13 protein-coding genes are annotated in these 16,339 nt (G+C 59.9%); 10 read left to right on the forward strand and 3 right to left on the reverse strand.

Features of this window, described 5'->3' with window-relative positions:
- Nucleotides 1-9 precede the first annotated feature (9 nt).
- Nucleotides 10-2,325 carry a xanthine dehydrogenase molybdopterin binding subunit gene (gene xdhB / locus B3R00_RS05880; protein WP_286998015.1) on the reverse strand — a complete coding sequence of 772 codons (2,316 nt, stop codon included), beginning with the start codon at nucleotides 2,323-2,325 and terminating at the stop codon, nucleotides 10-12.
- Complete coding sequence (gene xdhA / locus B3R00_RS05885) at nucleotides 2,322-3,830, reverse strand: xanthine dehydrogenase small subunit (RefSeq protein ID WP_286998016.1); 1,509 nt, start codon at nucleotides 3,828-3,830, stop codon at nucleotides 2,322-2,324. Before xdhA ends, xdhB begins: the two co-directional genes overlap by 4 nt.
- A 244-nt stretch (nucleotides 3,831-4,074) precedes the next feature.
- Between xdhA and B3R00_RS05890 the strand changes: the two genes are divergently transcribed.
- From B3R00_RS05890 to B3R00_RS05930, 9 genes are all read left to right on the forward strand, one after another.
- The gene (locus B3R00_RS05890; RefSeq protein WP_286998017.1) at nucleotides 4,075-4,860 is read left to right on the forward strand and encodes a hypothetical protein; all 786 of its coding nucleotides are present in this window, start codon (nucleotides 4,075-4,077) and stop codon (nucleotides 4,858-4,860) included.
- A 75-nt stretch (nucleotides 4,861-4,935) separates the two neighbouring features.
- Nucleotides 4,936-5,859 carry a LysR family transcriptional regulator gene (locus B3R00_RS05895; RefSeq protein ID WP_219162499.1) on the forward strand — a complete coding sequence of 308 codons (924 nt, stop codon included), beginning with the start codon at nucleotides 4,936-4,938 and terminating at the stop codon, nucleotides 5,857-5,859.
- An 84-nt stretch (nucleotides 5,860-5,943) separates the two neighbouring features.
- Nucleotides 5,944-7,533 (forward strand): ABC transporter ATP-binding protein, encoded by a 1,590-nt coding sequence (locus tag B3R00_RS05900; protein WP_286998018.1) that lies wholly within the window; start codon nucleotides 5,944-5,946, stop codon nucleotides 7,531-7,533.
- Nucleotides 7,526-8,608, forward strand: a complete 1,083-nt coding sequence (locus B3R00_RS05905) for an ABC transporter permease (protein WP_219162497.1) — start codon at nucleotides 7,526-7,528, stop codon at nucleotides 8,606-8,608. The genes B3R00_RS05900 and B3R00_RS05905 overlap by 8 nt, the downstream gene beginning before the upstream one ends.
- The gene (locus tag B3R00_RS05910; RefSeq protein ID WP_219162496.1) at nucleotides 8,608-9,528 is read left to right on the forward strand and encodes an ABC transporter permease; all 921 of its coding nucleotides are present in this window, start codon (nucleotides 8,608-8,610) and stop codon (nucleotides 9,526-9,528) included. Before B3R00_RS05905 ends, B3R00_RS05910 begins: the two co-directional genes overlap by 1 nt.
- Before the next feature lie 106 nt (nucleotides 9,529-9,634).
- Nucleotides 9,635-10,786 (forward strand): BMP family ABC transporter substrate-binding protein, encoded by a 1,152-nt coding sequence (locus B3R00_RS05915; protein ID WP_286998019.1) that lies wholly within the window; start codon nucleotides 9,635-9,637, stop codon nucleotides 10,784-10,786.
- Between the two features lie 321 nt (nucleotides 10,787-11,107).
- A complete protein-coding gene (locus B3R00_RS05920) occupies nucleotides 11,108-12,253 on the forward strand; it encodes a BMP family ABC transporter substrate-binding protein (protein ID WP_286998020.1) in 1,146 nt (381 codons plus the stop codon).
- A gap of 111 nt (nucleotides 12,254-12,364) precedes the next feature.
- Nucleotides 12,365-13,348, forward strand: coding sequence for an aromatic ring-hydroxylating oxygenase subunit alpha (locus B3R00_RS05925; RefSeq protein WP_286998213.1), 984 nt, complete (start codon nucleotides 12,365-12,367; stop codon nucleotides 13,346-13,348).
- Nucleotides 13,349-13,352: 4 nt separating this feature from the next.
- Nucleotides 13,353-14,417 carry an adenosine deaminase gene (locus B3R00_RS05930; RefSeq protein WP_286998021.1) on the forward strand — a complete coding sequence of 355 codons (1,065 nt, stop codon included), beginning with the start codon at nucleotides 13,353-13,355 and terminating at the stop codon, nucleotides 14,415-14,417.
- Nucleotides 14,418-14,507: 90 nt separating this feature from the next.
- On the opposite strand, the gene B3R00_RS05935 is transcribed toward B3R00_RS05930, so the two are convergent.
- Entirely contained in the window at nucleotides 14,508-14,963 is a 456-nt protein-coding gene (locus B3R00_RS05935) for an HIT family protein (RefSeq protein ID WP_286998023.1), read from the reverse strand.
- Nucleotides 14,964-15,141: 178 nt separating this feature from the next.
- Here B3R00_RS05935 and B3R00_RS05940 point away from each other — a divergent pair, with 178 nt between their 5' ends.
- On the forward strand, nucleotides 15,142-16,257 hold the full coding sequence (locus B3R00_RS05940; RefSeq protein ID WP_286998025.1) for a BMP family ABC transporter substrate-binding protein: 1,116 nt from the start codon (nucleotides 15,142-15,144) through the stop codon (nucleotides 16,255-16,257).
- The last annotated feature ends 82 nt before the right edge of the window (nucleotides 16,258-16,339 follow it).

Genomic DNA, 16,339 nt, shown 5'->3' on the forward strand with positions numbered 1-16,339 from the left:
GTATACGCCCTAGCGCAGCAGCGCTTGCAACACATGCTCGGCGGTTGCCGGGGCTTGCAGCTGCACCACGCCGGTTTTACCTTGCTGGTCGCGTGCGCTGGCAATGGCATGGCGCAGGGCTTCGTAGACGCTGATGGCCAGCATGAAGGGCGGCTCTCCCACGGCTTTGCTGCCCCCTACGTTGTCTTCGCGGTTGGGTTCTTGGTACAGCTGTACCTGAAAGTGCTCGGGAATGTCGCCCGTGGCGGGAATTTTGTAGGTGCTGGGGGCGTGGGTGGTCAGCACCCCCTTGTCGTTCCACACCAGTTGTTCCGTGGTCAGCCAGCCCATGCCTTGCACAAAACCGCCTTCAACCTGACCGATGTCGATGGCCGGGTTGATGCTTTTGCCCGCGTCGTACAGCACATCAATCGCCAGCACCTTGGATTCGCCGGTGAGGGTGTCGATGGCCACCTCGGTGCAGGCCACGCCGTAGGCAAAGTAGTAGAAGGGACGGCCGGTGAGGGTGGTTTTGTCGTAGTGGATTTTGGGGGTGCGGTAAAAACCATCGCTCCACAGCTGAATGCGGTTGGCGTAGGCTTCTTTGACCACGGCTTTGAAATCGCGAGATCCGTTGGGCGAGTGAATTTTTCCCCCAGAAAAACCCACCGCACCTGCGCCGCAATTGTCCAATCCTGCGACAAACGCCGCCAAATTGCTGCGCACTTTTTGCGCGGCATATTGGGCGGCACGGCCATTCAGGTCGGTGCCGCTGCTGGCGGCGGTGGCGCTGGCGTTGGGCACTTTGCTGGTGTCGCTGGCGGTGACTTGCACCTGCGCCAGCGGCACGCCCAGTTCATCGGCCACGATCTGCGCCACTTTGGTATTCAGGCCCTGGCCCATTTCGGTGCCGCCGTGGTTCACCTGCACCGTGCCGTCGGTGTACACATGCACCAGCGCGCCGGCCTGGTTGAACAGTGTGGCGGTAAAGCTGATGCCAAATTTGACCGGAGTGAGGGCAATCCCGCGCTGCAGCACCGTGTTCTGAGAATTCCAAGCCGAAATGGCCGCTAGCCTTTGCTGGTAGTGCGCTGACTGCTCTAGTTTTTGTGTGATGGGGCGCAAGATATTGTCTTCCACCACCATTTGGTAGTGCGTGGTGGCGCGGCCTGATTGCACATCGGCGTCGTAGTAATTGCGCTGGCGCACGGCCAGTGCATCCAGCCCTAGCGTGCGCGCAATATCGCCCATGATGGTTTCAATCACGATCACGCCCTGCGGTCCGCCAAAGCCGCGAAACGCAGTGTGGCTTTGGGTGTTGAGCTTGCAGCGGTAGGAGGTGATGCTGACATCCGACAAAAAGTAGGCGTTGTCGGCGTGGAAGATGGCGCGGTCGGCCACGGGGCCGGACAAGTCGGCGCTAAAGCCGCAGTGGGCGGCCATTTGCAGCTTCAGCCCGGTGATCTGCCCTTGGTCATCAAAGCCCACATCCCACTCGTAGCTGAAGGGGTGGCGCTTGCCGGTGACCATAAAGTCGTCGTCGCGGTCCAGGCGCAGCTTGATGGGGCAGCCAAACTTGCGTGCTGCCAAGGCCGACCACACGGCCAAATGCCCAGCTTGCGTCTCTTTGCCGCCAAAGCCCCCGCCCATGCGGCGGCATTGCACTGTGACGGCATGCGCACCAATGCCAAGCGCGTGGGCCACCCACTCTTGCACTTCGCCCGGGTGCTGGGTGCTGGAGTGCACCAGCCACTGGTTTTGCTCTTGGGGAATGACGTAGGCAATTTGCCCTTCCAGGTAAAAGTGCTCTTGCCCGCCCACTTCCAGCGTGCCTTGCAGGCGGTGGGTGGCGCGGGCCAGACCGGCATCGGCATCGCCGCGCCGCACATGCACGGGTGGCAGCACAAAGCTTTGCTGGGCAATGGCTGTGGCGGTGTCCAGCACCGCAGGCAGTGGGGTGATGTCCGCCTTGACTTTGCGGGCGGCACGGCGCGCGGCCATGACGCTGTCAGCCACCACCAGCCCCATGACCTGGCCGACGTGCCAGACCTTGTCGAGCGCAAAAATGGGCTCGTCATGGCCAAAGGCGGCGAGGATGGGGTCACCCGGTATATCGGCAGCCAGCACCACGCCGTGGACGCCGGGCATGGCCAGGGCATGGGTGCAATCCAGGCCGTGCAATGTGCCGTGGGCCACGGTGGACAGAATGGGCGCGGCATACAGTGTGCCGCGCAGCTCGGCCAGATCGTCCAGGTAAGGGGCGGCGCCCAAGACTTGCGCCTTGGCGCTTTCGTGGGCATGGGATTGGCCCATGACGCCGGTGGTGTGCGTGGCAGCGGTGTTCATGCGGAGACCTCCACGCGAATGTCTTGCAGCGATACGCCGACTTGGCCCTGGCTTTCCAGCCAGAAGCGCTGCATCAAGCTGCCCAGCAGGTGCTTGCGATAGTCGCCACTGGCGCGCATGTCAGAAATGGGGCTGAACTCTGCCTGCAGGGTGCGCCCGGCGCTGTGCGCGGTGGCCGCAGTCCAGGGCTGGCACCGCAATGCCGCTTCGGTTTGCACGGCGCGCGCGGGGGTGGCGGCCACGCCGCCCGCGCCCACGCTGGCATGGGTAACGATGCCTTCGCTGACCTGCAGGTGCATCACCAGGCAAACGGCAGAGATGTCATCGTCTTGCCGCTTGCTGACCTTGTAGGCGCGCAGGTGCTGGGTGGTGCCGGAGCTCAGCGGGGGCACGGGCACGTCAATGCGCACTAGCAACTCATCCTGGGCGATCACGTTTTGGCGGTAGCCGGTGTACAGCTGCTCCAGCGGCAGGCTGCGTTCGCCACGCACGCTGGCCAGCACAACCTGCGCATTCAGCGCAATCAGCAGCGGCATGGAGTCGCCAATCGGCGAGCCATTGGCCACATTCCCACCCAGCGTGCCGCTGTTGCGCACCGGCAAACCGGCAAAGCGTGCGGCAAAGCTGTGCAGCTGGGGCCAGTGGCTGCGCAGGGCGGTGAATGCGGCTTCCAGCGTGGCCGCCGCGCCAATGCGCAACTGGCCCTCTGTGTGGGTGATGGTTTGCAGCTCGGCGGCGGCAGTCACATCCAGCACCATGTCAAAGCGCCGGTGCTGTTTGGTGACCCAGAGGCCGACATCGGTGCAGCCCGCCACGACCTGGGCCTGGGGGTAGTCTGCACGAAGTTGTAGCAGCTCACGCAGGCTGGTTGCGCGTTGGTAGGTACTTTGAGCTTCAGGTGCTTGTTTTTCAAGCGCGAGCAGCTCTAGTTTTTGTAAAACTGCACGTGCATCGACCGTGGCGGGGGGCAGGGTGGCCATGTGCCGGGCGGCATCCAAAATAGGGCGGTAGCCCGTGCAGCGGCACAAATTGCCAGAAAGCGCTTCCTGTGCGCCTTGGCGATCGAGCTGGCTGCCACCCGCATGGTTTTGGTACATGCCAAACATGCTCATCACGAAACCGGGGGTGCAGAAACCGCATTGCGTGCCGTGGCACTGCAGCAGCGATTCCTGTACCGGGTGCAGGTCTTTGCCGGCGGGCAGATGCAGCTGCGGGTCCTGGGTCAAGTCTTCCACCGTCCACAGCGCCATGCCATCGATGGAATGGGCCAGCCGGATGCAGCTGTTGATGGCTTTGTAACGCAGCTGCGCCGGGCCATCCGTGTCTTGCACGCGCTCACCGATGACAACGGTGCACGCCCCGCAGTCCCCTTCACCACAGCCTTCTTTGGTGCCGGTGCAATGCAGATCCTCTCGCAGCACTTCCAGCAGCGTGCGGTCCGGGGGAACATCGTGCAGCGTCACGCGCTGACCGCGACGCAAAAAATGGAGTGGTCGTGGGGACATAGGCTTGCGATCTGACGGTTTTTTGGTGATTAAGCCACTCGGACTTGGCGATGGCATATAGACTTCCATATGCAGTTCATGCGTTTACAGCAATAAGGTCGCCACCGATGTAGGTGTTGGCCCCCAAGCTGCAATCTGTATACACGTTCTGTTAGCAATTTCCGTGCAAGGCTTGCTGGGTCTCTGGCAAGCCTTGCGATCGTTTAACTCCAAGACCACCTCTTTTTGGATCTTTTGCCGCAACATGAGCTTTATTAACTTCTTGCGCCGCGCCAAAAGCTCCCTCAAGTTCTGGTCTGCATCTGCTCAGCCTGAATCCGCACCGCCTGCGTTTCATATTGACGAAGTTTCCCAGCGTGTTGCCAAGCTCCAGGCCCCCCATGGGCAAGAGCCTGCGCAGTTTCACTCGTTGGTCAAACTGGCCCCCATCCCTGTGCCGCGTGAGGTGCGTTGGGAAAGTCAGGCTGTCTATATGGCTGCATGGGCGGGCACTGCGGTACTGGCTTGGGGAGGCTTTCAAGTTCCCCCTGACTGGTTGCTGTGGTATGGCGCGGCTGCGGTTTTGATCTTTGCCATGCTGTTTCGCCTGGAAGGCCCGCGCACGCGTGCCGAGCGCCTGCAGCGCGAAGCCGAGGTACTGCGTTGCCACGCTGCGTACTTGCAAGCCGAAGCCGATTTGAAAGCCGTGCTCAGCGAAGGCTTCAATGAGCGGATGGACGAGCTCAACGCTATCCGTGCCGAGTACGACCAGGCGTGTCGCGCCTTGGGGACGACCGACCCCGGCAAGCTGCTGGTGGTGCTGGCCAACCCGCAGCGCACGGAGAAAACGGCGGAAGACGAGTTGGTGGAACGGATATCGCAAATGGAATGCAAGATGCTGCAATTGGTGGATGAGCTGGAGGATTACTCCGACACCCACAAAGTTGCGATCGATGCCGCCATCATGGCGCGCCACAACGCCCGATTGGCGTATTGGCAAGCCAAGCTGGATGAAGCCGCTTTAACGGGTGAAGCCGTCCAGCAGCATTGATCTCCGAATAATCCCTGCCCTTGGGTTCAAGTTGCCTTGGCATACTGGGTCGCAATCGCGGCCCTTATTGCTTTTATGCGAGAAACCACGCCTTTCGAAAAAATCGATCTGCACCTGATACGCGTTTTGCACACGGTGATTGCCGAGCGCAGCGTATCGCGTGCAGCGGTGCGCCTTGGCATGCACCAGCCGGCGGTTTCGACAGCCCTCAAACGCTTGCGCGATTTGTCGGGCGACCCGATTTTGGTGCGCTCGGGCAGCGGCATGCAGCCCACGGATGCGGCGTTGCGCATGTTGCAGCCTTCGGCGGAAATCTTGCAGGCCGCTGAGCACCTGTTTACCGAAGCGCGGGCCTTTGACCCACGCAGCGCAGTACGCACCTTCCGTATTGCGGCCAGCGATTACCTGGACCCCCAGTTTCTGCCCAAACTGGTGGCCTACCTCAAAAAACACGCGCCGCTGTGCACCGTCGAAATCATGGCCTTGAGCCATGACGTGGACTACAGCGGCCAATTGGCCCATGGCGATGTTGACGTGGTGATCGGTAACTGGCCGCAGCCCCCTGCGGAGTTGCGCATGGCGCAGCTGTTTGCGGATGACACCGTCTGCCTGGTGAGCCAGAACCACCCGGCAGTGCGCCGTGGCTGGTCGGCGCAAGACTGGCTGGAGGCAGAGCACATTGCGCCCATGCCCACCCACCCCGGCGCCAAGGGCGTAATTGATGACGCATTGAATGCCCAAGGGCTGCGGCGCAAGATTGCGGTGCGGTGCGCGCATTTTGGCTTGATGCCGCAGATGGTGGCATCGAGCTTGCTAGTGCTGACTACCGGGCGGCAGTTTTGTGAGCGCTATGCCGCGCAACTGCCCGTGGCGATTTTGGCGCCCCCGGTGCCACTGCCGCAGATGCGTTACTACCAGTTATGGCATGACCGCACGCACCATTCCAGTGCGGGAACGTGGTTGCGAGAAGCCGTGAAGAATGCCGCCATGCAGCTATAAGAAATATAGCTTTCAGCGTAAACCCAGTCTGCGTTAGAGCAGATTTTGTATATAAGTTTTTTTGAAACAGAAACCATCCCGCGCATGAATTCCCCTGAAACCATCCCCACGCCCGGTGCTGTGCCACCGCGCCTGCAGCTGGTGGGCATCACCAAGCGATACCCGGCTGTTGTGGCCAATGATGGGGTGTCGCTGACGGTGCAACCCGGCGAAGTCCACGCTGTGCTGGGTGAGAACGGCGCTGGCAAATCCACGCTGATGAAAATCATCTACGGCACGGTCAAACCCGATGAGGGCCAGGTGCTGTTTGATGGCAAGCCCGTCAATATCCGCAACCCCCAGGAAGCGCGCCAGTTCGGCATCGCCATGGTGTTCCAGCACTTCAGCCTGTTTGACACGCTGACGGTGGCAGAAAACGTATGGCTGGGCCTGGACAAGCGCATTTCTTTGGCAGAAGTGACGGCGCGTATAGCCTCTAAGGGCGCAGAGTACGGTATGGATATCGATCCCACTCGGCCGGTACACACCTTGTCGGTGGGCGAGATGCAGCGTGTGGAAATCATCCGTGCACTGCTGACCGACCCGCGCGTTCTGATTTTGGATGAGCCCACTTCGGTGCTCACGCCCCAAGCCGTGGAGAAGCTGTTTGTGGTGCTCAAGCAGCTGGCTGCGGAAGGTTGCTCGATTCTCTACATCAGCCACAAGCTGCATGAAATTCGCGAACTGTGCACCGCCTGCACGGTGCTGCGCGGTGGCAAGGTAACCGGCTATTGCAACCCCCAAGAAGAGAGCAATGCCTCGCTCTCGCGCTTGATGATTGGTGCCGAGCCGCCTGCGCTGCAGTACCGTGAAGTGCAAACTGGCGAAACCGTGTTGCACGTCAATGGGCTGACGCTGAAGAAGCAAGACCAGTTTGGTGTCGATCTGATCGATATGCAGCTGGAGGTGCGTGCCGGTGAAGTGGTGGGCATTGCCGGGGTTTCGGGCAATGGCCAGCAAGAGCTGTTGTATGCCCTGTCGGGAGAAGACACGCGTGCGGATGCCGACATGATTCGTGTGGCAGGCAAGCCTGCAGGCCGCCTGAACCCCAGCCAGCGCCGCGCACTGGGGCTGCACTTTGTACCGGAAGAGCGTTTGGGGCGGGGCGCTGTGCCCACCATGGGCTTGGCGCACAACATGCTGCTCACGCGTGGTGACGCGGTCGGCAAAGGCGGTTGGCTCAGCATCAAAAAGCTCGAGGAGCATGCGGCCGACATCATTCAGCGCTTTGGCGTGAAGGCCGGTGGCCCCAATGCCCCGGCCAAGTCATTGTCTGGCGGCAACTTGCAAAAGTTCATTGTCGGCCGAGAGATTGATGCCAACCCCAAGCTGCTCATCGTCTCGCAACCCACCTGGGGCGTAGACGTGGGCGCGGCGGCGCAAATCCGTGGCGCAATTTTGGCGCTGCGCGACGCGGGCTGTGCGGTCTTGGTGCTCAGTGAAGAGCTGGACGAATTGTTTGAAATTAGTGACCGTCTGCATGTCGTGGCCAAGGGGCAACTGAGCCCCTCGCTGCCACGTGCGGAAGCAACCCTGCAACTGGTAGGTGAGTGGATGAGTGGTTTGTGGAATGCTGATGTGCAACAGCACTTGGCCCAACTGGCAGCGAATACGGGAGGTGCACAGCATGTTTAAGCTCGAACCTCGTCCTCAGGTGTCCAAGTTCTGGACCTATGGCGCGCCCATCTTGGCTTTGCTGATCACCGTGGCGGTGGGCGTAGCCTTGTTTGTTGCACTGGGTAAAGACCCAGTCAAAGGGCTGCAAGCTTTCTTCTGGGAGCCCATCAAGTCGCCCTATGCATTGGGCGAGTTGGTGATGAAGGCCACGCCTTTGCTGCTGATTGCTTTGGGGCTGGCGGTGTGCTTTCGCTCCAACATCTGGAATATTGGTGCTGAAGGACAGTTTGTGATTGGCGCTGTCACGGCGGGCGGTGTTGCGCTCTTGGCAGACAAAACCACGGGCCCCTGGATCGTGCCAGCCATCTTGCTGGCGGGAGTGCTGGGGGGCATGTTCTGGGCAGGCATCGTGGCGTTTTTGCGTGACAAGTTCAATGCCAATGAAATTCTGGTCAGTCTGATGCTGGTTTATGTGGGCACGCTGGTGCTGGGCTACCTGGTCTACGGGCCCTGGAAGGACCCCATGGGTTACAACTTCCCGCAATCGAAGACCTTTGAAAGCGTGACCCAGATTCCGAAGCTGATTGCCGGCACGCGGGTGCACATCGGTACGCTGCTGGCTTTGGTGGCTGCTGCGGCTTTGTGGATTTTCCTGTTCCGCACCAAGGCGGGCTTTGCCCAGCAGGTGGGTGGCATGGCCCCTGCCGCAGCGCGTTATGCAGGCTTTTCGTCGCGCCGCGCACTGTGGACTGCGTTGCTGATTTCCGGGGGGGCTGCGGGTCTGGCTGGTGCATTGGAAGTGGCCGGCCCGATTGGGCAGCTGACGCCTTATGTGCCTGCTGGCTATGGCTTTGCGGCCATCATCGTGGCCTTTGTCGGCCGTTTGCACCCTGTGGGCATGATTTTTTCAGCCGTGTTGATGAGTATGTTTTATATCGGTGGTGAGTTGGCGCAATCGCGTCTGGGTTTGCCCAAATCTTTGACCGGGGTGTTCCAAGGTCTGTTGCTGTTCACTTTGCTGGCTTGCGACACCTTGATTGCCTACCGTGTACGCTGGGTAGCCGCTAAGCCTGCCGCGAAGGGAGCCCAGTAATGGACGCGTATGCATTGCTGTTTGCTTCGACGCTGAGCGCGGGCACGGTACTGGCTTTGGCCGCCTTGGGGCTGCTGATCAATGAAAAAGCCGGGGTGATTAATCTGGGTGCCGAAGGCATGATGCTGTGTGCCGCCCTGGCAGGCTTTGCGGCCGTGGTACACACCGGCAGCACATGGCTGGGTTTTTTGGCGGGCATGGGCGCGGGCGCCTTGTTGGCGGCCATCTTTGGTGTGCTGGTGATCTGGCTTAACACCAACCAATCGGCGACAGGTTTGGCACTGAGCTTGTTTGGCGCTGGTTTTTCTGCATTTGCAGGCTTGAACTATGTACAAGCCAAGATGCCTGAGTCGCCCAAGTTTGAAATTCCGTTCTTGACGGATATTCCCGTGCTGGGCCCTGCGCTGTTTCGCCACCATCCCTTGGTCTACGGCGCAATCATCATTGCTGCGCTCTTGGTGTACTTTCTGTACCGCACGCGTGCAGGCTTGGTGCTGCGCTCGGTGGGCGAGTCGCCAGAGTCTGCCCACGCCCTTGGTTACAACGTGCGCATGATTCGCTTGGCTGCCGTCATGGCAGGTGGTGCGCTGTGCGGCTTGGCTGGTGCGTATGTCTCCACGGTCTATACGCCTTTGTGGGTGGAAGGCATGGTGGCGGGCCGCGGCTGGATTGCGCTGGCGTTAACGACCTTTGCCACTTGGCGGCCTACGCGAATTTTGCTGGGCGCCTACCTGTTCGGTGGTGTGACGATGTTGCAGTTCCACTTGCAAGCCTCGGGCGTGCACATTGCCAGCCAGCTGCTTAGCATGCTGCCGTACATAGCGACGATCATCGTTTTGGTGCTAATTTCTCGCAATCCCGCGTGGATTCGTGCGAATATGCCTGCTTCTCTGGGGAAGCCCTTCTACCCAGGCTCCTAAAAGCGCCATACCCACAAGACACCGTGCATCCGGGGGCCGGGTGCACGCCGTGCAAGGCAGGCTTTTCGAGGCTGCCTTTTTTTACATCCATGTCGAGGAAAAACACATGTCTCAACTGCACAAACGCACTGTGCTGAAGATGGTGGCCCTGTCGGCCATCACCGTTGCCACTCTCGCTGCTTGCGGTAAGAAGGAAGAAGCTGCTCCTGTGGCTGCACCCGCAGCACAAGCGCCCGCCAATGCTGAGCCTTTGAAGGTCGGTTTTGTGTACGTCAGCCCCATCGGTGATGGTGGCTGGACTTACCAGCATGAGCTGGGTCGCAAGGCGGTGCAAGAGAAGTTTGGTGACAAGATTGAGACATCTTTTGTCGAGAGCGTGGCCGAAGGCCCAGACTCCGAGCGCGTGATGCGGGATATGGCTGCGCAAGGCAGCAAGCTGATTTTCGCCACCAGCTTCGGCTACCAAGAGTATGTGCAAAAGGTTGCGCCTGAGCTGCCCGCAGTGAACTTCCAGCATGCGACAGGCTACAAGCAAGCAGCGAACAGCGCGACCTACGATGCCAAGACCTTCGAAGGTGCCTATATGGCAGGTATCGTGGCTGGCGGCATGACCAAAACCAAGACCATTGGGGTCGTGGCTTCGGTGCCAATCCCCGAAGTGGTGCGTAACATCAACTCCTTTGTGCTGGGCGCACAAAGCGTGGATCCTTCGATCAAGGCCAAGGTGGTGTGGGTGAACTCGTGGTTCAGCCCTCCCCAAGAAGCAGAAGCTGCGACCAGCCTGATCAATGGTGGTGTGGACGTGATGTACCAAAACACCAACTCGCCTGCCGTGCTCAAGACAGCGGAGGAGCGTGGTGTTTACGCCTTTGGTAAAGACGGCGATATGAGTGCCTATGCACCCAAGGCGCACCTTGGCTCGGCCGTGATCGACTGGGCGCCTTACTACACCAAGGTGGTGCAAGATGCGCTGGACGGCAAGGTAGAAAACGGCCAAAACTTCTGGTGGGGCGTGAAGGAAGGTGCGATGGATCTGGTCAAGATCTCGGATGAAGTGCCTCAGGAGATCAAAGACAAGGTGGTGCAAGTGCGCCAAGGTCTGAAGGACGGTACTTTCCAAATCTGGAAGGGCCCCATCAAGGACAACGCTGGCAAGGAATTGCTGGCGGATGGCCAAGTGGCGGATATGCCTTTCATCACCAGCATCAAGTTCTATGTGAACGGCATCGAAGGCAATGTGCCCGGTGCGAATAAATAATTGGGCCTAGCCTTTGACAGGGGCTTGGTAAGCCCTTGTCGTTGAAACGCCTCCTCACTGTGGGGGGGCTTTTTCTTATCCACCCATCGCAGAGTATGCGTACAGCGTGTGCGCCATGGCATACATCTTGCGATTGGGCATGAATGCAACGCAGCACGCAGCGGGGGGGTGGAAGAAATTTTCGCTGGCTGAAATAGCTTCGTTAGGATGCGTGGGTTTTGTGAAAAGTGCTGTGCCATGCGCGCCAGCGCCTGTTTGCAAAATCTGAGTGCAGGCGTTGCTGCAGTGGTTTGCTTATTTCCCGATCCATAAGGACGATCCATGACTGATCTGAACAAACGTTCCATGTTCAAACTGGCTGCCGTTTCGGCACTGACCATTACTGCCTTGGCAGCATGTGGCAAGAAGGAAGAACCCGTTACCGCTGCACCCGCACCAGCGGCAGAAGCACCCGCCAAAGCAGAACCTTTGAAGGTGGCTTTCGCCTATGTGGGTCCTGTGGGTGATGGTGGCTGGTCGTTTGCACACGACACTGCACGCAAGAAAGTGCAAAAAGAGTACGGCGACAAGATCGTCACTACCTTTGTGGAAAGCGTGCCAGAAGGTGCAGATGCTGAGCGTGTGCTGCGTGACTTGGCCAGCCAAGGCAACAAGCTGATTTTTGGCACCACCTTTGGCTACATGGACGCCATCCAGAAGATCGCCCCGGACTACAAAGATGTGAAGTTCGAACACGCTACCGGTTACAAGACCGCCGAAACCGTACGCACCTACGACAGCCGTACGTATGAAGGTGCTTATCTGGCAGGCGTGATCGCTGGCGGCATGACCAAGAGCAACACCTTGGGTATTGTGGGTTCGGTGCCAATTCCTGAAGTGATCCGTAACATCAACTCGTTCACCCTGGGTGCGCAGTCGGTGAACCCCAAGATCACGACCAAGGTGGTGTGGGTGAACGAGTGGTTCAGCCCACCCAAGGAAACCGAAGCCGCCACCAGCCTGATCAACGGCGGTGCAGACATCCTGTTCCAAAACACCGACTCTCCTGCCGTGCTCAAGACGGCGGAAGAAAAGGGCGTGCGTGCTTTTGGCTGGGATTCGGACATGACCGCTTACGGCCCCAAGGCGCACTTGGGTTCGGCCATCATCAACTGGCAGCCTTACTACTCCAAGGCTGTCAAGGATGTGCTGGAAGGCACATGGACCACTGGCAGCAGTTGGTGGGGCGTGAAGGAAGGCTCGATCGATTTGGTGTCGATGGCTGACGATGTGCCCGTAGAGCTGAAGACCAAGGTAGAAGAGGCCAAGGCTGGCCTGAAGGCCGGTACTTTCCAGATCTGGAAGGGCCCGATTGCGACCAACGATGGCAAGGAAATCCTGGCGGCAGGCGCCGTGGCAGATGACGCCTTCTTGGCGGGCATTAACTTCTACGTCAAGGGCGTAGAGGGCAAGGTGCCTGGCCAGTAAGCCAGTACCAACGAGCCTGTAGATGGCTCGGATATTGCAAGGGCTGCCTATGGGCAGCCCTTTTCTTTGGAAAGATAGCGCCTTATGAATACAACTGTGACAGTGACTCCCATGATGGAAAAAAACCAGTGGCACCCCGTAGCCCTGATTTCGGATGTAACCAATGGCCCTGTGGGCGTGCGTTTGCTGGGGGAGGACGTGGTGCTATGGCGTGATGCACAAGGCGTGGCCAAGGCCTTTGTGGATCGCTGTCCCCATCGGGGCGCACGTTTTTCCTTGGGTCGCGTCAATGAAGGCAACTTGGAGTGCCCCTACCACGGCTGGCAGTTCTCCACCACGGGGCAGTGCGTGAAAGTGCCTGCGGTGCCCGGCTTCACGCCACCCCCCCAGCACTGCGTGAAATCGTTTGGCGTGCAAGAAGCCTACGGTCTGATCTGGGTGCAGCTGGAAAAGCCAGAAGGCGTGGACGTGCCGCTGCCCGTGTTTGAAGCTGAAGGGGACGAGCGCCTGCGTAAAGTGAACTGCGGCCCCTACGACGTGCAGGCGAGCGCGCCGCGCATCATTGAGAACTTCCTGGACATGTCGCACTTTGGCTTTGTGCACGAAGGTTGGCTGGGCAGCCGCGACACCACCGAAATGTCTCCCTACAACGTCGAAACCACACCCGCCGGCGTGAAGGCCACCAACTGCAAGGCGGTGCAGCCGATCTCTAACCTGCACTCGACCAAGCCTGCGGAGGTGCACTACACCTATGAAGTCACGGCGCCCTATACCGCGCTGCTGACCAAGATTCCCGAAGACGGCACGACCAAGGATGGCTGGCGCGAAGCCATCGGTCTGTTTATCTGCCCCATGACACCGACCACCAGCCGTGTGTGGTTTCTCCTGGCAGTGGCAGACTTTGAATCTTCGGACGACAAGCTGCAAGCCTTCCAGCACACGATCTTCACGCAAGACCAGCCCGTGCTGGAGTCGCAACTGCCCAAGGAGTTGCCCCTGGACCCTCGGGCCGAGTTGCATTCGTCGGCCGACCGCATGTCGTCCGCCTACCGCCGCTACCTCAAGGGCTGCGGCGTCACTTTCGGAGTGTGTTGACCCCATGACCCATGCCCTGCCTGCCGCCATTGAGCGCATCCCCGCCGCGCAACTGCCCCAGCTGCTGCGCACCATGCCCAAGGCTGAGTTGCACATGCACATCGAAGGCTCGCTGGAGCCTGAGCTGATCTTCGCTTTGGCCCAGCGCAACGGGGTGACGCTGCCCTACGACAGCGTGCAGGCATTGCGCAGTGCCTATGCGTTCACGGATCTGCAAAGCTTTCTGGACATCTACTACGCCGGTGCCAGCGTGCTGCTGCACGAGCAAGATTTCTACGATATGGCCATGGCGTACCTGGAGCGCGCCGCTGCCGACCATGTGGTGCGTGCAGAGCTCTTTTTTGATCCGCAAACGCACACCGAGCGTGGCGTGCCCATCGAGGCTGTCATTCTGGGTCTGTCACGTGCCTGCCACGACGCGCAAGCGCGCTGGGGCATCAGCGCGGCGCTGATCCTGAGCTTTTTGCGCCACTTGAGTGAAGAAGCCGCATTCGCCACCCTGGAGGCCGCGCTGCCCTACCGCGTGCACTTCATCGGCATTGGTCTGGATAGCTCGGAGCTGGGCAACCCGCCAGAGAAGTTTGAGCGCGTGTTTGCCCGGTGCAAGGCGTTGGGCTTTCACCTGGTGGCACATGCCGGCGAAGAGGGGCCGCCCGCCTATGTGTGGAGTGCGTTGAACGCCCTGCAGGTAGAGCGCATCGACCACGGTGTGCAGTCTGAAAAAGACGTGGAATTGATGCAGCGGCTGGCACAAACCCGCATGCCGCTGACGGTGTGCCCACTGTCTAACCAGAAGCTGTGCGTGTTCCCCGAACTGCGCGAGCACAACCTGCCGCGCTTGCTGGCGGCGGGCTTGAACGTGACCGTCAACTCCGACGACCCCGCGTATTTTGGCGGTTATGTGAACGACAACTACCTGCAAGTGTTTGCCGCCACAGGCATGGGTGCTGCGCAGGCCTACCAGCTGGCGCGCAACAGTTTGGAGGCATCGTTTGCCAGCCCTGCGCAGCAAGCAGCGTGGGTGCAACAGCTGGATGACTGCTTTGCGCGGTTTGCTCAGCCTGCATAAAAAACATAGCTGCTAGCGCTTATGTACAAAAGGGTTGAGATAGATAACTATCTCAACCCTTTGTTTTTCAGGCGCTGCAAGCTCTTATTTTTAAAGCTGTGCGGGGGATTGCAGCGCGGTTTGAAGCTGCTGGGCATAGTGTTGCAGCAGTGGCATGGCGGGCTCTTTGCGCGGCCAGGTCAGCGCCATGCCGTCGCCCTCATGGCGTGGCAGCACATGCATGTGAAAGTGAAAAACGGTTTGTCCACCCGCTGCACCATTGGCTTGGAAGAGGGTGATGCCATCGGGGGCAAAAGCCTGCTGCGCCGCGTGCGCGATCCGCTGCGCGGTTTGCATGACGGCGGCGGCCTCTTCGGCGGTCAAATCCAGCACGGTGACGGCATGGCGCTTGCTGGCCACCAGCACATGGCCGGGGTTGACCTGGCCAATGTCCATGAACGCCACGGTGAGGTCATCTTCATAGACCTTGGCGGCAGGAATTTCACCCGCCACGATTTTGCAGAAGATGCAGTGGCCAGGCGGGGAGGTGTCAACAAACATGGGCATAGGGCAGATTTCCTTGGAGTCTTTGGCAGGCATCGTAGGTAAGGAGGGCGTGCGCCGCTAGTGTGGTTAGTCCGAACGCTGCGATGGTTTCTTGGCAGCGCTAGAATCCGCCCCTTCGCCGCAGGCTTTGCTCCAGCGTGTGGCGTGTGTTCAATTTGGAGCCATGTAGAGGAACACCATGTACAAAAACCTCGCAGCCACGCTCGTGGCCGCCTGCGTTGCCGCCGCTTTCACTGCCCCCACTTTTGCGCAATCTTCGGCAGCGCTGAAAAATCCCCCCGCCACGCCACCGCTGAAGGCCGCCTTTGTCTACGTGACGCCGGTGCTGCCTGCAGGCTGGACGCGCCAGCACGAAGAGGGGCGTTTGCAGTTGCAGCGCGCTCTGGGCGATCAGGTGCAGACCACGGCCGTCGAAAACGTACCCGAAGGCCCGGATGCCGAGCGCGTGATTCGCGACCTGGCGCTGCAGGGCAACCAACTCATCTTCACCACCAGCTTTGGTTATATGGAGCCTACGCTGCGCGTGGCCAAAGAGTTTCCCGGTGTGAAGTTTGAAAACATCACGGGCTACAAGCAAAGCGCCAATGTGGCAACGGCCAACGCGCGCCACTACGAAGGGCGCTATCTGTCGGGCATTGCCGCAGGGCGGATGAGCAAAACCGGCGTAGCCGGCTTTGTGGCGGGCTTTCCGATTCCTGAAGTGGTGCAAGGCGTGAATGCGTTTGCACTGGGCATGCGCAGCGTGAACCCGCAAGCGCAGGTCAAGGTGGTGTGGCTCAACACCTGGTTTGACCCTGCTATGGAGCGTGATGCGGCGATGGCGCTGATGGACCAGGGCGCTGATGTGCTGTCCTTCCAGGTCGCCAGCACGGCGGTGATGGTCGCTGCCCAAGAGCGCGGCAAGATGGCCATCGCCTTTCACTCCGACATGCGCAAAGACGGCCCCGATGCACAGTTGATGGCTGTCACCCACCACTGGGGCAACTATTACGCAGCGCGCGCCAAGGCGGTGCAAAGCGGCAGCTGGAAGTCGGGTGACTTCTGGGGCGGCGTGAAAGATGGCATGGTGCGTGTGGAACACTTTGGCCCCAAGCTGCCACAGGCGGTGCGCAATGAGGTGCTGGCACGCCAAAAAGACATGGCCGCGGGTAAATTGCAGCCGTTTCAGGCCAGCCACGCGGATATCCGCGACAACCAGGGCCAGTTGCGCATTCGCCAGGGGCAAACGCTGGGCGATGCGCAATTGCTGCAAATGGACTGGTTGGTTGAAGGCGTGATTGGCAGTACAAAGTAGGGCCGTGGTGGCAAGCTTGGAGTGCTGCGCCTGCCACCGTATTGAAAATGAGGAGCGCTTGGCGCACGTCAGATATTGCTTT

Source organism: Comamonas sp. UBA7840 (assembly GCF_002501455.1).
Classification (GTDB): Bacteria; Pseudomonadota; Gammaproteobacteria; order Burkholderiales; family Burkholderiaceae_C; genus Comamonas; species Comamonas jiangduensis.

Bases quoted from the DNA above. Each gene is read 5' to 3' on its own strand.
- B3R00_RS05890 (WP_286998017.1), top strand. From the start codon at position 4,075: ATGAGCTTTATTAACTTCTTGCGCCGCGCCAAAAGCTCCCTCAAGTTC.
- B3R00_RS05900 (WP_286998018.1), top strand. From the start codon at position 5,944: ATGAATTCCCCTGAAACCATCCCCACGCCCGGTGCTGTGCCACCGCGC.
- B3R00_RS05940 (WP_286998025.1), top strand. From the start codon at position 15,142: ATGTACAAAAACCTCGCAGCCACGCTCGTGGCCGCCTGCGTTGCCGCC.
- B3R00_RS05935 (WP_286998023.1), bottom strand. From the start codon at position 14,963: ATGCCCATGTTTGTTGACACCTCCCCGCCTGGCCACTGCATCTTCTGC.
- B3R00_RS05910 (WP_219162496.1), top strand. From the start codon at position 8,608: ATGGACGCGTATGCATTGCTGTTTGCTTCGACGCTGAGCGCGGGCACG.
- xdhB (WP_286998015.1), bottom strand. From the start codon at position 2,325: ATGAACACCGCTGCCACGCACACCACCGGCGTCATGGGCCAATCCCAT.
- B3R00_RS05905 (WP_219162497.1), top strand. From the start codon at position 7,526: ATGTTTAAGCTCGAACCTCGTCCTCAGGTGTCCAAGTTCTGGACCTAT.
- B3R00_RS05930 (WP_286998021.1), top strand. From the start codon at position 13,353: ATGACCCATGCCCTGCCTGCCGCCATTGAGCGCATCCCCGCCGCGCAA.
- B3R00_RS05895 (WP_219162499.1), top strand. From the start codon at position 4,936: ATGCGAGAAACCACGCCTTTCGAAAAAATCGATCTGCACCTGATACGC.
- B3R00_RS05915 (WP_286998019.1), top strand. From the start codon at position 9,635: ATGTCTCAACTGCACAAACGCACTGTGCTGAAGATGGTGGCCCTGTCG.
- xdhA (WP_286998016.1), bottom strand. From the start codon at position 3,830: ATGTCCCCACGACCACTCCATTTTTTGCGTCGCGGTCAGCGCGTGACG.
- B3R00_RS05925 (WP_286998213.1), top strand. From the start codon at position 12,365: ATGATGGAAAAAAACCAGTGGCACCCCGTAGCCCTGATTTCGGATGTA.
- B3R00_RS05920 (WP_286998020.1), top strand. From the start codon at position 11,108: ATGACTGATCTGAACAAACGTTCCATGTTCAAACTGGCTGCCGTTTCG.